This window comes from Kitasatospora cathayae (genome assembly GCF_027627435.1).
Taxonomy (GTDB): domain Bacteria; phylum Actinomycetota; class Actinomycetes; order Streptomycetales; family Streptomycetaceae; genus Kitasatospora; species Kitasatospora cathayae.
Genome location: NZ_CP115450.1, coordinates 4,899,725 through 4,914,929 on the forward strand (window position 1 = coordinate 4,899,725; position 15,205 = coordinate 4,914,929).

General features: G+C 70.5%; 12 protein-coding genes. All 12 read right to left on the reverse strand.

The annotated features are described in order from the left end of the window. Positions 1-167 precede the first annotated feature (167 nt). Positions 168-2,519 (reverse strand): immune inhibitor A domain-containing protein, encoded by a 2,352-nt coding sequence (locus tag O1G21_RS21800; RefSeq protein ID WP_270146218.1) that lies wholly within the window; start codon positions 2,517-2,519, stop codon positions 168-170. Positions 2,520-2,794: 275 nt separating this feature from the next. Beyond that, positions 2,795-5,314: an ATP-dependent Clp protease ATP-binding subunit gene (locus O1G21_RS21805; RefSeq protein ID WP_270146220.1), complete on the reverse strand. Its 2,520-nt coding sequence runs from the start codon at positions 5,312-5,314 to the stop codon at positions 2,795-2,797. 655 nt (positions 5,315-5,969) lie between these two features. Then, positions 5,970-6,320 (reverse strand): histone-like nucleoid-structuring protein Lsr2, encoded by a 351-nt coding sequence (locus O1G21_RS21810; protein ID WP_270146222.1) that lies wholly within the window; start codon positions 6,318-6,320, stop codon positions 5,970-5,972. A gap of 91 nt (positions 6,321-6,411) precedes the next feature. Further along, a complete protein-coding gene (locus tag O1G21_RS21815; RefSeq protein ID WP_270146223.1) occupies positions 6,412-6,948 on the reverse strand; it encodes an amino-acid N-acetyltransferase in 537 nt (178 codons plus the stop codon). Positions 6,949-6,957: 9 nt separating this feature from the next. After that, positions 6,958-7,437, reverse strand: a complete 480-nt coding sequence (locus O1G21_RS21820) for a BlaI/MecI/CopY family transcriptional regulator (protein ID WP_270146225.1) — start codon at positions 7,435-7,437, stop codon at positions 6,958-6,960. 252 nt (positions 7,438-7,689) lie between these two features. Next, entirely contained in the window at positions 7,690-9,246 is a 1,557-nt protein-coding gene (gene lysX / locus O1G21_RS21825) for a bifunctional lysylphosphatidylglycerol synthetase/lysine--tRNA ligase LysX (protein ID WP_405000693.1), read from the reverse strand. Between the two features lie 100 nt (positions 9,247-9,346). Beyond that, on the reverse strand, positions 9,347-10,105 hold the full coding sequence (locus O1G21_RS21830) for a hypothetical protein (RefSeq protein WP_270146227.1): 759 nt from the start codon (positions 10,103-10,105) through the stop codon (positions 9,347-9,349). A gap of 99 nt (positions 10,106-10,204) precedes the next feature. Beyond that, positions 10,205-10,990, reverse strand: coding sequence for a type III pantothenate kinase (locus O1G21_RS21835; RefSeq protein WP_270146229.1), 786 nt, complete (start codon positions 10,988-10,990; stop codon positions 10,205-10,207). 53 nt (positions 10,991-11,043) lie between these two features. Then, a complete protein-coding gene (gene nadC / locus O1G21_RS21840) occupies positions 11,044-12,012 on the reverse strand; it encodes a carboxylating nicotinate-nucleotide diphosphorylase (protein WP_270146231.1) in 969 nt (322 codons plus the stop codon). 4 nt (positions 12,013-12,016) lie between these two features. Beyond that, complete coding sequence (locus O1G21_RS21845) at positions 12,017-13,690, reverse strand: L-aspartate oxidase (protein ID WP_270146233.1); 1,674 nt, start codon at positions 13,688-13,690, stop codon at positions 12,017-12,019. Positions 13,691-13,705: 15 nt separating this feature from the next. Further along, on the reverse strand, positions 13,706-14,155 hold the full coding sequence (gene panD, locus O1G21_RS21850) for an aspartate 1-decarboxylase (protein ID WP_270146235.1): 450 nt from the start codon (positions 14,153-14,155) through the stop codon (positions 13,706-13,708). Between the two features lie 44 nt (positions 14,156-14,199). Then, complete coding sequence (panC, locus tag O1G21_RS21855; protein ID WP_270146236.1) at positions 14,200-15,105, reverse strand: pantoate--beta-alanine ligase; 906 nt, start codon at positions 15,103-15,105, stop codon at positions 14,200-14,202. Positions 15,106-15,205: the final 100 nt, after the last annotated feature.

The following is a 15,205-nucleotide window of genomic DNA, read 5'->3' on the forward strand; positions in this document are numbered from 1 at the left end:
GGGCCCTGTCCGGCCTGGAACGCCGGGTGAGCTCGGACCCCCGGTGACCGGGTCCGGCCGTCGGCAGGGCGCCGCGAAAGCGTCCGGCCCGCCCCCGCGCGAGTGCGGGGGCGGGCCGGACGTGGAGACTTCAGTGCCGTGCGATCACGGCCCGATCGTCAGGACGATCAGTTGTCGACCGGGCGGACCCGGATCCAGGTCTCCAGGTAGTTCGCGGACTCGTTCTCGACCTCGATGCTGGTGCCGGTCTTCGGCACGTCGACACCCGCGTACGGGTTGTCCTTCGACCACCAGGACTTCAGGTCGGAGAACTCGTCGACGCCCTTGGACTTCGGGATGACCGTCTCGACGTCCGCCTTGTGCAGGGTCAGCGCTGGGACGCGACGCGAGCCGAAGGTGGAGTCAAAGCCCTGCATGCGCGGACGCATCAGGGTGCCGTCCGACCACTTCATCGGAGTCGGGTGCGAGTCGACCGGCAGGACCAGGCCGTGGCCCGGGTGGGCGCTGACGTTGTTGTCGGTCTGAGACTCGTCCCAGTACCAGATCAGCAGACCGGGCTGGTAGGAGTAGTGCTCGACCCAGTTGGGCTTGCTGGCGGAGCCGAAGTTGTACGGGCCGGTCTTCAGCGTCTGGTCGAACGACACGTACTGCTTGTTCTCCGCGATGTAGTACTGCGCGTAGTCCTTGGTGTACGAGCCGCCGAAGCGGGTGAAGCCGGCGGCGGTCCAGCCGTTGTCGCCGTTCTCCACGTCGTCGCTGAACACGGTGGCGCCGTCGGCGGTCACCGAGATGTCGTCCACCGCGAAGCCGCGGTAGTGCAGGCCGCCGTCGGTGGTGTTGTGGTAGCGGAACTGGATCTTCTTGCCGGCGTAGGCGTCCAGGTTGAAGGACAGGTCGCCCCAGGCGGCGGTGAGGCCGCTGAGGGCCGGGCGGCCGTTCGCCTTGGGGAGCGCGGCGCCGTTCCAGGTGCCGTCCACGACGGTCCAGGTCTTGCCGCCGTCGGTAGAGACCTCGCCGAAGGCGTAGTCGAAGTCCTGCTCCAGCTCGTACCAGGCCTTGGCGTTGATGCTGGCCTTGGTCTTGCCGGTCAGGTCGATGTCCCGGGTCAGCGTGACGTTCAGGTTGTCGGCGCTGCCGCTCCACCACTCGCTGTTGCCCGCGAAGGGCTTGTTGATGTCGGTGGTGATGCTCTTCTTCGGCAGGTCGACGATGAGCGCCTGCGGCAGGTTGGAGTTGTACTCCACCGGGCCGATGTGGTGGGTCGACTCGGTGCCGGCCTTGGCACGGTCGGCCTTGAGCCAGCCGAGCTGGTACTTGCTCCAGGCGTCGAGGTCGTCCGGCATGTCGCCGATGCTGTCCTTGCCCTCGCCGAGCCAGGAACCGGAGGACATCAGCGACCAGAAGCCGACCGAGTTGTCGATGCCCTTGCCGGCGGTGTCGTAGAGGTCCGGCAGACCGAGGTCGTGGCCGTATTCGTGGGCGAAGACGCCGAGGCCGCCGTTCTCCGGCTGCATCGTGTAGTCGCCGATCCAGAAGCCGGTGTTGCCGACCTGGACGCCGCCCAGCTTGTTGCCGTCGGGGCCGGCCTGGCCCGTCAGGTTGCCGTAGACGTAGGAGCGGTGGGCCCACAGGGCCTTGCTGCCCTGCTTGCCGCCACCGGCCGACTTGTCCTCACCGGCGTGCACGATCTGGAAGTGGTCGATGTACCCGTCGGGCTGGTTGAAGTTCCCGTCGTGGTGCGAGCCGTAGCGGTCCCACTGGTCGTACTGGGCCAGGGTCGCCTTGATCTGGGCTTCGGTCTGACCCTTCGCCAGCTGGTCCTTGTACCAGATGTCGACGGCGTCGCGGATCAGGTCCTGGGCGCTGGCGCAGACGTTGGAGCCGCAGTAGTCGGAGCCGTACCGGGCCTCGTTCCACGGCACCCGGACCCAGTCCGAGACCACGCCGTCGACCGAGTAGCGGCCCGAGGACTGCTTCTCGTAGAAGGTCTTCAGCGAGGGCTTGTCCTTGGCGAAGTACAGGTCCTGGTAGTGCTGCTGGTTGTAGTCGGCCTGCCAGGCGGTCGAGTTGTTCGTGGCGCGGTCCGGCGCCGCGATCTCGTTGTGCTTGGGGCCGGGCTCGCCGCCGTACTTGACCTTGCCGTCGGCGGTCTTGGTGGTGCTGTCGACCTGGTCGCCGAAGTCGACCAGGATCGTGAAGATCTTGTCGGTGCGCTCACGGGCGAGCTCGACGTACTTGTCCCTGCCGAGCTTCACGCTGGTGCTGCCGTTGTGCTGCTCGACCTGGGCGGTGCCGTTGAGCAGCTGCTCGGTGGCCGCCTTCTTCTCGGCCTCGACCTTGGCGGTCAGCGGGCCCGGGATGTTGTGCTCGGTGTTGACGGCCTGGACGGCGTCGGCGGGGTCCTTCGGAACCGGTGCCGAGCCGGCCGCGGCGGCGCTGCTCGGGAGCAGGCCCGCGCCGAGCGTGACTATGACCGCCGCCGCGGTGGTGACCGCGGCGGCCCTCCTGGTGGTCTTCAACGTTGTGACGCCCTCCCCGACCGAGCCGACTCTTGGCCAAAGCTCGGTAAACCAATATGAAAGACAGGTGGACGTCATTTGACCGAAGCGTGGCTGGAAAAGATAGACCTTGACCCTGACATGGGCACGGCGCTATGCTCGCCGATTTTCCGTCAGCTGACGGTCGGTCGGAGAACACCGGGCCTGGGCGCTTGGACGGGGACGCGGAACGCACCGAGCCCCCGGCGCGAACGCCGGGGGCTCGGTGGCTGTGAAGTTGTCTGTTGAGTGTTGCTCTACTTCGTCAGGTCCGGACCGGACGAGGCGACCGCGGCCGGGGTGTCCGCGACGGCCGACTTCTCCTCGCCGCGGAAGGTGAACTTGGCGTCCTTGCCCTCGCCCTCCACGTCGACGACCACGATGTGGCCGGCCCGCAGCTCGCCGAAGAGGATCTTCTCGGAGAGGTGGTCCTCGATCTCGCGCTGGATGGTGCGGCGCAGCGGACGGGCACCCAGGATCGGGTCGTAGCCGCGCTTGGCCAGCAGCTTCTTGGCCTCGACGCTGAGCTCCAGGCCCATGTCCTTGTCCTTGAGCCGCTCGTCCACCTTGGCGATCATCAGGTCGACGATCTGGATGATGTCGTCCTCGGACAGCTGGTGGAACACCACGATGTCGTCGACGCGGTTCAGGAACTCGGGGCGGAAGTGCTGCTTGAGCTCCTCGCCGACCTTCGCCTTCATCCGCTCGTACCCGGTCTGGGTGTCACCCGTGGCCGCGAAGCCCAGGTTGAAGCCCTTGGAGATGTCCCGGGTGCCGAGGTTGGTCGTCATGATGATGACGGTGTTCTTGAAGTCGACCACGCGGCCCTGGGAGTCGGTCAGTCGACCGTCCTCCAGGATCTGCAGCAGCGAGTTGAAGATGTCCGGGTGGGCCTTCTCGACCTCGTCGAAGAGGACGACCGAGAACGGCTTGCGGCGGACCTTCTCGGTCAGCTGGCCGCCCTCCTCGTAGCCCACGTACCCGGGCGGGGAGCCGAACAGCCGGGAGACGGTGTGCTTCTCGGAGAACTCGGACATGTCGAGCGCGATCAGCGCGTCCTCGTCGCCGAAGAGGAACTCGGCGAGCGTCTTGGACAGCTCGGTCTTACCGACGCCGGACGGGCCGGCGAAGATGAACGAACCGCCGGGGCGCTTCGGGTCCTTGAGGCCCGCCCGGGTGCGCCGGATGGCCTGGGAGAGCGCCTTGATGGCGTCCTTCTGGCCGATGACGCGCTTGTGCAGCTCGTCCTCCATGCGCAGCAGCCGGGAGGTCTCCTCCTCGGTCAGCTTGAAGACCGGGATGCCGGTGGCGGTGGCCAGGACCTCGGCGATGAGCTCCTCGTTGACCTCCGCGACGACGTCCATGTCGCCGGCCTTCCACTCCTTCTCGCGCTTGGCCTTGGCCTGCAGGAGCTGCTTCTCGTCGTCGCGCAGGGACGCGGCCTTCTCGAAGTCCTGCGCGTCGATCGCGCTCTCCTTCTCGCGGCGCACGTCGGCGATCTTCTCGTCGAACTCGCGCAGGTCCGGCGGCGCGGTCATCCGGCGGATGCGCATCCGGGAACCGGCCTCGTCGATCAGGTCGATCGCCTTGTCCGGCAGGAAGCGGTCCGAGATGTACCGGTCGGCCAGGGTGGCGGCGGCGACCAGGGCGGCGTCCGTGATGGAGACCCGGTGGTGGGCCTCGTAGCGGTCGCGCAGACCCTTGAGGATCTCGATGGTGTGCGGCAGCGAGGGCTCGGCGACCTGGATCGGCTGGAAGCGGCGCTCCAGCGCGGCGTCCTTCTCCAGGTGCTTGCGGTACTCGTCCAGGGTGGTGGCACCGATGGTCTGCAGCTCGCCGCGGGCCAGCATCGGCTTGAGGATGCTGGCGGCGTCGATGGCGCCCTCGGCGGCGCCCGCGCCGACCAGGGTGTGCAGCTCGTCGATGAACAGGATGATGTCGCCGCGGGTGCGGATCTCCTTGAGCACCTTCTTCAGGCGCTCCTCGAAGTCACCGCGGTAACGCGAGCCGGCCACCAGGGCGCCCAGGTCCAGCGTGTAGAGCTGCTTGTCCTTGAGCGTCTCCGGGACCTCGCCCTTGACGATCGCCTGCGCCAGGCCCTCGACCACGGCGGTCTTGCCGACGCCGGGCTCACCGATCAGGACCGGGTTGTTCTTGGTGCGGCGGGACAGCACCTGCATGACCCGCTCGATCTCCTTCTCGCGCCCGATGACCGGGTCGAGCTTGGCCTCGCGGGCGGCCTGGGTGAGGTTGCGCCCGAACTGGTCCAGGACCAGCGAGGTCGACGGGGTGCCCTCGGCGGGCCCGCCGGCCGTGGCCGACTCCTTGCCGCCGCTGGTCTGGTAGCCGGAGAGCAGCTGGATGACCTGCTGGCGCACCCGGTTGAGGTCGGCACCCAGCTTGACCAGGACCTGGGCGGCGACGCCCTCGCCCTCGCGGATCAGGCCGAGCAGGATGTGCTCGGTGCCGATGTAGTTGTGGCCGAGCTGCAGGGCCTCCCGGAGCGACAGCTCCAGGACCTTCTTCGCCCGGGGGGTGAAGGGAATGTGACCGGACGGGGCCTGCTGGCCCTGGCCGATGATCTCCTCGACCTGCTGGCGCACGGCCTCAAGGGAAATCCCGAGGCTCTCCAGGGCCTTGGCGGCGACGCCCTCGCCCTCGTGGATCAGACCCAGGAGGATGTGCTCGGTGCCGATGTAGTTGTGGTTGAGCATCCGGGCTTCTTCCTGAGCCAGGACGACAACCCGCCGCGCGCGGTCGGTGAACCTCTCGAACATCGTTTATCGCTCCTCAGAGCGGTCGGGCAGTTCGGGGTCCGTCCCCGCCCTGTCCTTCCGCATGCTAGTCCCGCTCAGCGGCGCGGCCCACGGATTCACTCCCCGGTAGAGGAGCGAGATGCTGCGCGACCAGCCGACACCAATCCCAACCTGATGCTGGGAATCGGTGTTCCCACAGGTGGGCCGGATGCACCGGAAACCGCTACGCCATCGGCGAACAAGAGCCGCCGGGGCGGAGCCGGACCCTCTTCGGCCGGTCGAACATGCTGCCCCTGGACGGGTCGAAGAACCGTCCACCCGCATTCATACCCGGTATCGGGGTGCTTCTCGCGCAGTTTCCGCGGTGGCGGTGTTCGCCTGGCGAGAAGTCGGGCCGCGGTGACGGTGGTTCAACGGCGGCCGGGTCGGTCGTACGCCATCCCGGGGTGTCCGCGTTACCGCTTCGCTCCTACAGCGTTGCACAGCTCGTGATTGTTCCGCCGCCCGAGCCCGCCGGGCCGGCCGGTCGCCCCGGACCGGCCCCCGGCTCCACGGTCGGCCGGGTGCGCGCCGCGGGGCGCGGAGGTGTTCCCTCCGCGCCCCGCGCGTGTGTCGTCGGCGCCGTACGCGGCAGCCGGGGCCCCGCATCCGCTCCGGCGGGCGGGCGGCGCCGGGGTCAGGACGCGTTGGCCTTGTCGTAGGCCTCGCGGACGGTGCTCGGCACCCGACCGCGGTCGTTGACGTCCATGCCCTGCTCCTTGGCCCACGCGCGGATCTTCGCGGTGTCGGGAGCGCTGCCGGACGGCCGCGCCGCCGCGCCGCGGCCCGGACGGCGGGAGCCGGCGAGCCGGCCGCTCTGCTTGCGGCCCTTCTCCACGTAGGGCGCCAGCAGACCGCGCAGCTTGTCCGCGTTGGCGCTCTTCAGGTCGATCTCGTAGGCAACGCCGTCGAGCGCGAACGTCACCGTCTCGTCCGCCGAACCGCCATCGAGATCGTCTTCAAGAATGACCTGCACCCTCTGTGCCACGGGCTTCCCTTTCCGCTAAACGACCCATTGCCTAAGGAAAGGAAAGCGCCTTTCTCCGGAAAACACAAACCCTTGACCGGCTCGGAGCCGCTCAGAGGTGCAGCAGCATGCGCGAGTTGCCCAGTGTGTTGGGCTTCACCCGCTCGAGGTCAAGGAACTCGGCGACACCTTCATCGTACGAGCGGAGGAGTTCTTCATAGACATCCGTAGCGATCGCCGCCGGGTCTGTCGTACCATCATCGGCTTCCTGAACCTCCCCGATCTCGACGAAACCGTGTTTCGCGAAGAACGGCACCTCGAACGTCAGGCAGAAAATCCGACGGACGCCCAGCCAGCGGGCCGTCTGCACCAGCTTCTCCAACAGCAGGTGCCCGATCCCGAAGCCCCGGCAGGACGGATCGACCGCGAGCGTGCGGACCTCGGCGAGGTCCTCCCACATCACGTGCAGGGCGCCGCAGGCCACCACCGCGCCGTTGTCGTCGCGTTCCGCGACCCAGAACTCCTGGACGGATTCGAACAGTGTGACCGTGGGCTTGTCGAGCAGAATGCCGTCGCGCGAGTAGGCGTCGATGAGCCCGCGTACGGCCCGTACGTCCGTGGTCCGCGCGCGGCGGATGGTGACCTCCATGGCGGGACGTTATCGCGTCGGACCAGGCGCGGTCTCCCCGGTATCCGCTCCGCCGGTATCGGAGCCGCCGCTATCGGGGCCGTCCCCGGCGGAATCCGCGTCGGTCGGATCCGTCGCCGGATCGGACGGGAACAACGCCGCCACCCGCAACGCGTCCCGGAGGGCCTCGCGTTGCTCCGGGGACATCAGGCCGAAGAAGTGCACCAGGGCCGCCGCGGGATTGTCACTGGTGGCCCAGGCGTCGTTCATCAGGGCCGCCGTGTACGCCTCGCGCGAGGAGACCGGTTCATATCGATAGGCCCGGCCGGCCCGCTCGCGGCGCAACCAGCCCTTTCTGTGCAGCTTGTCCAGGACGGTCATCACGGTGGTGTACGCGATTTCGCGTTCCGACTGCAGATCCAGGAGAACCTCGCGAACCGTCACCGGTCGGTTCCACCGCCACACCCGGGTCATGATGGCGTTCTCAAGTTCGCCGAGTTGCCGGACCATAGTGCCGCCAGGATAGGGAGTGAATGGGGCAAATCTTGTGAAGTGCGCCAAACCGGCGCGCCGCCACCCCCGGGAATCGGGAATGGCGGCGCACGGGTCGTTCGGGAGCGGCTGACGGCGTCAGTCGATCAGTCGACGTCTTCCTTGGCCTTCTGGGCCCCGCCCTGGCTGCGGATGATGGCCCGCACCAGGAATCCGAAGCCGATCGCCATGACCAGTGGCGGCACGATCGCGCTGACGTAGTCCATCAGATCACTCCTCCTCGGTCTTCTCCGCCGTCGCGGCGGAAGCCTTCGGCTCCGGCTTCACCAGCGGGAAGAGCACGGTCTCCCGGATGTTCTTGCCGGTCAGCAGCATGATCAGGCGGTCCACGCCGAGGCCGAGGCCACCGGTCGGGGGCATCGCGTACTCCAGGGCGCGCAGGAAGTCCTCGTCCAGCTGCATCGCCTCGACGTCGCCGCCCGCGGCCAGCAGGGACTGGGCGGTGAAGCGGGCGCGCTGCTCGACCGGGTCGATCAGCTCGGAGTAGGCGGTGCCGATCTCGGTGCCGAAGATCACCAGGTCCCACTTCTCGGCCACGCCCGGAACCGAGCGGTGCTGGCGGGTCAGCGGGGAGACCTCGGTCGGGTAGTCCTTGATGAAGGTCGGCCGGACGGCGTTCTCCTCCAGCAGGCGCTCGACCATCTCCAGCACGATCTGGCCGTGGCCCCAGTTCTTCTCGTACGGGATGCCGTGCTCGGTGGCCAGCTTCCGCAGCTCCTCGACCGAGGTCTCCGGGGTGACCTCGACGCCCAGGCGGGCGGAGATGCCCGGGTAGACGCTGACCTCCTCCCACGGCTCGGCCAGGTCGATCTCGTGCTCCACGCCGTGCGCGTCCACGCCCTTGATCACCGTGGTGCCCAGGGCGTCCCGGGCGGCGTTGACGATCGTCTCGCGGATCAGCTCGGCCTGGGTGTCGTAGTCGCCGTAGGCCTCGTACGACTCCAGCGAGGTGAACTCGGGGTTGTGGGTGGCGTCCGCGCCCTCGTTGCGGAAGTTGCGGTTGATCTCGAAGACCTTCTCGGCGCCGCCGACCACCAGCCGCTTGAGGTACAGCTCGGGCGCGATGCGCATGTACAGGTCGATGTCGTACGCGTTGATGTGCGTCTTGAACGGGCGGGCGTTGGCGCCGCCGTGCACCGGCTGCAGCATCGGGGTCTCGACCTCGATGTAGCCGCGGTCCTCGTAGGTGCGGCGGATCGAGCGGACGACCTTGCTGCGCAGGTGCAGGATCTCGCGGGCCTCGGGGTTCACGATCAGGTCGAGGTACCGCTGGCGGACCCGGGCCTCCGGGTCGGTCAGGCCCTTGTGCTTGTCCGGCAGCGGGCGCAGGCACTTGGCGGTGAGCTCCCAGCGGTCCACCATCACCGACAGCTCGCCGCGCTTGGAGGTGATCACCTCACCCTCGACGCCGACCTGGTCACCGAGGTCGATGTCGGACTTCCAGGCCGCCAGCCGCTCGGCGCCCAGCTTGTCCAGGGAGAGCATCACCTGGAGGTCGCCGGTGCCGTCACGCAGGGTGGCGAAGCACAGCTTGCCGCCGGTGCGGGAGAGGATCACCCGGCCGGTGATGCCGGCCCGCTCACCGGTCGCGGTGTCGGGCTCGAGGTCCGGGTGCTTGGCGCGCAGGTCGGCGATGGTGCTGGTGCGGGGGAATCCGACCGGGTACGGGTCGACACCGGCCGCCCGGAGCCGGTCCAGCTTCTCGCGCCGGACGCGCATCTGCTCGGGAAGGTCGTCGGTCGCGGGAATAAGGCTCTGATCGCTCACCCCACAAGGGTAGCCAGCCGTACGGCGTGCTCCGCGACCGGATGACGCGTGAGGGGAGGCCGTCGGATCGACGGCCTCTCCTCCGGGGGCGGGCGGCGGGTCAGCCGGTGCCGGTGCGCAGTTCGACCTCGTCCGGGGCCTCGTCGGCCGGTTCGGCGGGGTCGGCCGGGTGGGCCGGCGGCTTGGGGCGGCGGCCGAAGATCTCGGCCGGGGTGGGCATCCGGTGCGGGCGGGGCGGGGTCGGCGCGGCGGCGGGCTGCTCCGGGCGGGAGTCCCGGGAGTCGGTGCTGCTCATCGTGGTCCGTCCTCCTACAGGGGTGGGGTGACTGCTCGGGGGTGCGGCGGGGTTCGGTACGGCGACCAGGTGGCGCGGGTGCCCGGCGGTGAGGGCGAGCCGTTCGCGCACGGCCGCCTCGGCCAGCGCGTGGCAGCGCCCGGCCAGCCGGGAGCGGCGGGCCCGTTCGCCGTGGCCGCAGGGCTGGCGGGTCAGCCCGCGCAGCGCGGTGAGGTCCTCGGGCCCGGGCAGGTAGCCGCCGGTCACGGCCTCCTCCAGGCGCTCCAGGTAGCCGGCGGCGCTGCCGGGCAGGGCGGAGCGGTAGCGGCCGAGGTCGGCGAGCAGGAAGGCGCGCAGCCGGCCGCCCTCCTGGACGGCCTCGTCGATCGCCTCGGTCAGACGCAGGGCGTCCTGGACGTCCTCCGCCCACAGTTCGGCGCCCGGCCCGGCGAACGCCGTCCGGTCGGGCCCCTGGAGGTGGACGGGGACAGCGGGGTGCAGGGCTTGGGCGAGGGCTCGGCGCAGCACGCGGACTTCATCGGCGCTGAAGGCCATGCCGCCGCGCGATCCGTGTGGCGTAGGCATGGGCTGACACTACGTGACGAATATCCGATTTGTCGGTAACGTCGCGCGGAATTCCGCACGATCGGCCCGACGGAACCAGGGCCTGTCCGGCCCGGCCGGTCAGCTCGGCCGGTTGCGCTCGTACACCAGGCGCAGGCCGATCAGGGTCAGCCAGGGCTCGTGGACGTCGATGGTGCCGGCCTCGCCGAGGACCAGGGGGGCGAGGCCGCCGGTGGCGATCACCTGGACGTCGTCCGGGTCCTTGGCCAGCTCCCGGGCCATCCGCTCGACCAGGCCGTCGACCTGCCCGGCGAAGCCGTAGAGGATGCCGGACTGCATGCCCTCGACGGTGTTCTTGCCGATCACGTTGCGCGGACGGGCCAGCTCGATCTTGCGCAGCTGGGCGCCGCGGACGCCGAGCGCCTCCACCGAGATCTCGATGCCGGGAGCGATCGCCCCGCCGACGTAGTCGCCGCGGGCGTTGACGGCGTCGAAGGTGGTCGCGGTGCCGAAGTCGACCACGATGCACGGGCCGCCGTACAGGTGGTTGGCGGCCAGCGCGTTGACGATCCGGTCCGCGCCGACCTCCTTGGGGTTGTCCATCAGGACGTGCACCCCGGTCTTCACGCCGGGCTCCACGATCACCGCGGGGACGTCGCCGTAGTAGCGGCGGGTCACCTCGCGGAGCTCGTGGAGCACGGCGGGAACGGACGAGCAGATCGCCAGCCCCTCCACCGCGGCCTCCCGGACCGCGGTGTGGTTGCCCATCAACCCCTGCAGCAGCACCGCCAGTTCATCGGCCGTGCGACGCGGATCGGTGGAGATCCGCCAGTGTTCCACCACTTCCTCGCCGTCGAACAGGCCGAGCGTGGTCTGGGTGTTGCCGACGTCGATGGTGAGGAGCACGGGGACGCTTTCTGCGAGTCGGGACGGGGCAGGGACTGCTCTCGACCTGACGGTCAGGCGCGCAGGTCCAGGCCGATGTCCAGGATCGGCGAGGAGTGGGTCAGCGCGCCCACGGCCAGGTAGTCGACACCAGTCTGGGCGACCTCGCGCGCGCTGGCCAGGGTCAGTCCGCCGGAGGCCTCCAGCTTCGCCCGGCCGGCCACCAGCGCGACGGCCTCCTTCAGCTGCTCGACCGTGAAGTTGTCCAGCAGGATCAGGTCCGCCCCGGCGTCCAGCACCGGCGGGATCTGCTCCAGGGCGTCCACCTCGACCTCGACCGGCAGCTCCGGGTACGCGGCCCGGACGGCCCGGAAGGCCTCGGCCACGCCGCCGGCCGCGACCACGTGGTTGTCCTTCACCAGGGCCGCGTCGGACAGCGCCATCCGGTGGTTGACGCCGCCGCCGCAGCGCACCGCGAACTTCTCCAGCGCGCGCAGGCCCGGGGTGGTCTTGCGGGTGTCCCGGACGACCGCGCCGGTGCCCTCCAGGGCGTCCGCCCAGGCCCGGGTCGCGGTGGCGATGCCGGACAGGTGGCAGAGCAGGTTGAGCGCGCTGCGCTCGGCGGTCAGCAGGTCGCGGGTACGGGAGCGGACCGAGAGCAGCACCTGGCCGGCCTCGACCAGGTCGCCGTCCTCGACGTGCCGCTCGACCTCGAACTCCTCCTCGCACACCAGCGAGACGACGGCCTCGGCGATCCGCAGACCGGCGACCACACCGGCCTGACGGGCGGTGAAGTCGGCGGTCGCGACGGCGTCGGCGGGCACGGTGGCCACCGAGGTGACGTCCTCGCCGCCGGCCAGGTCCTCGGCCAGCGCCAGGGTGGCGATGTCCTCGACCTCGATCGGGTCCAGCCCGGCCTGCTCCAGCAGCTCGGCCAGCTGCGGGTCCAGACCGGTCTCGTAGCCCTCGCCGTCCCCGCAGGCGCAGCCGTCGCCGCAGCCGCCCTGGTCGGCCAGGGGGAGTTCCTCGTGGGAGTGGGTCATGGTTCTACTGCTCCTCAGGGGTGCTGACGGGGTCGCCGGAGGCGGCGAGGGTGGTGATCAGGTGGCGCCGCCAGTGGGCGTCGTCGCGCTCGGGGAAGTCCTCGCGCCAGTGGCAGCCGCGGGTCTCCTCGCGCTGCGCGGCGGCCGCGACCAGGGCGGTGGCGACCAGCAGCAGGTTGGCGGCCTCCCAGGTCTCCACCCGGGGGTCGGCCGGCTTCTCCTCGGCCACGTGCGAGTGGGCCTGCTCGGCGATCAGGGCGAGCCCGGCCGCGGTGTCGGCCATCGAGGCGGCCGAGCGCAGCACGCCCGTGCCGCGCGACATCAGCCGCTGGATCTCGGCCCGCGCCTCGGACGGCGGCAGCGGCACCGGCCGCGCGGTCCGGGCGGCGGCGACGTCGACCGTGCGCTCGGGCAGCTCGCCGGCCGCGTGCCGGCCGGCCAGGTCGGCGGCGATCCGCTCGGCGAAGACCAGGCCCTCCAGCAGCGAGTTCGAGGCCAGCCGGTTGGCGCCGTGCACCCCGGTGCAGGCGACCTCGCCGCAGGCGTACAGGCCCGGGACGCTGGTGCGGCCCCGCGGGTCGGTGCGGACGCCGCCGGAGGCGTAGTGCGCGGCCGGGGCGACCGGGATCGGCGCGGTGACCGGGTCGATGCCGTGCGCGCGGCAGGAGGCGAGGATGGTGGGGAAGCGCTGCTCCCACATCTCGGCGCCGAAGTGCCGGCCGTCCAGGAACATGTGCGGGGCGCCCTGCTCCTGCATCCGCCGGGTGATCGCCTTGGCGACGATGTCGCGCGGGGCCAGCTCGGCCAGCTCGTGCTGCCCCACCATGAAGCGGACGCCGTCCGCGTCCACCAGGTGGGCGCCCTCGCCGCGCACCGCCTCGGAGACCAGTGGCTGCTGGCCCTCGGCCTCCGGGCCGAGCCAGAGGACGGTGGGGTGGAACTGGACGAACTCCAGGTCGGTGACGGCGGCGCCGGCCCGCAGCGCCAGCGCCACGCCGTCGCCGGTGGAGACCGCCGGGTTGGTGGTGGCGGAGAACACCTGGCCCATGCCGCCGGTGGCGAGCACCACCGCGCGGGCCCGGACGGCGCCGACGCCGTCGCGCTGGCCCTCGCCCATCACGTGCAGGGTCAGCCCGGCGGCGTGGCCCTCGGCGTCGGTCAGCAGGTCGAGGACGAGCGCGTGCTCGATCAGCTCGATGCCAGGGTCGGCGTGGACGGCGGCGACCAGTGCGCGCGATATCTCGGCGCCGGTCGCGTCCCCGCCCGCGTGCGCGATCCGGCGGCGGTGGTGCCCGCCCTCGCGGGTCAGCAGGATCTCGCCGTCCTCGCCCCGGTCGAACAGGGCGCCGGTGGCGATCAGCCGGCGGACGGCGTCCGGGCCCTCGGTGACCAGGGTGCGGACGGCCTCCTCGTCACAGAGCCCGGCGCCGGCCACCAGGGTGTCGTCCAGGTGCTGCTCGGGGGTGTCCCCCTCGCCCAGGGCGGCCGCGATGCCGCCCTGGGCCCAGCGGGTCGAGCCCTCGTCCAGCACCGCCTTGGTGACCACCATGGCCCGCAGGCCGGCCTTGCGGACGTTGAGGGCGACGGTGAGACCGGCCACCCCGGAGCCGACCACGACCACGTCGGTGGTGGCGGTCCAACCGGGGGTCGGGGCGGTGAGGCGATGCGTCACGGACATGGCTCAGTGGCTCCTTCAGCGCGTGGCCGCGGTGGCCGCGCCGTCTCCGCCACGGTACGCCTGGTCACCACGGAGCAGTCCGGTGCCCTCCTGGGCCTCGGCCGGGTCCCCGCCGAGGCCGGTGATCCGGTTGTGCTCGTCCACGAAGACGATCTTCGGCTCGTAGCCCTTGGCCTCGGCCGTGTCCATCTGCCCGTAGGCGATGAGTATGACCAGGTCGCCGGGGTGGACCAGGCGGGCGGCGGCGCCGTTGATGCCGATCACGCCGGTGCCGCGCGGGCCGGCGATGGTGTAGGTCTCCAGCCGGGCGCCGTTGTTGATGTCGACGATGTGGACCAGCTCGCCGGGGAGCAGGTCGGCGGCGTCGAGCAGGTCCTCGTCCACCGTGACGGAGCCGACGTAGTGCAGGTCGGCCTGGGTCACGGTGGCCCGGTGGATCTTGGACTTGAGCATGGTGCGGAGCATTGCGGGTCACGCCTCCTGTGAGTGCATGCCTGAGGGAAGAGCCTCTATCGGACGATGATGCGGACGTTGTCGATCAGGCGGGTCGAGCCCACCTTCGCGGCGACGGCCAGCACCGCCTCGCCCTGGAAGTCGTCCGCCGCCTCGGTGAAGGCGTGCGGGTCGATCAGGGCGAGGTAGTCAAGGGTGACACCCTCGGCGCCGTCCAGGACGGCCGAGGCGGCCTCGCGCACGGCCTTCGGGCCCTGGGCGGCGACGTCCCGGCCGGCGAACAGGGCCCTGGACAGGGCGAGGGCGTGGCTGCGCTCCTCCTCGGAGAGGTAGCGGTTGCGCGAGGACAGCGCCAGGCCGTCCTCCTCGCGGACGGTCGGCACGCCGACGACCTCGACGTCGAAGTCCAGGTCGGCGACCATCCGCTGGATGACCGCCAGCTGCTGGGCGTCCTTCTCGCCGAAGAAGGCGAAGTCCGGGTCGGTGATGTGCAGCAGCTTGGCGACGACGGTCAGCACGCCGTCGAAGTGGCCCGGCCGGGTGGCGCCCTCGAAACGGTCGCCCATCGGGCCGGCCGCCAGGCGCACCTGCGGCTCGCCGTTCGGGTAGACCTCGTCGACGGACGGCGCGAAGACCACGTCGGCGCCGTTCTCCTCGGCCAGCTTCACATCGTCGTCGAGGGTGCGCGGATAGCGCTCCAGGTCCTCGGACGGACCGAACTGCAGCGGGTTGACGAAGACCGTCACCGCGACCCGGCCCTCCCGGCCGACCTGCTTGCGGGCGGCCCGGATCAGTGCGGCGTGGCCCTCGTGCAGCGCGCCCATGGTCATCACCACGGCGTTGTCCACCGGGCTCTCGTCCGGCCAGAACGCGGCCTCGAAGTCGTCCACGGTGTGGGTGACGACGGCCCGGTGGACCTTCGGCGTCCGCTGGGGCTTGCTTCGCTGGGCCTTGCCCGCCATTCCTGCGCTCCTTCGATCATTCGGCTGCGCGAACGTGCCGCCGCCTTGTTGCGCTCCGTCCCGTGCGGTGACGCACCGGGCAGGGCTTGTCCGTCATGAG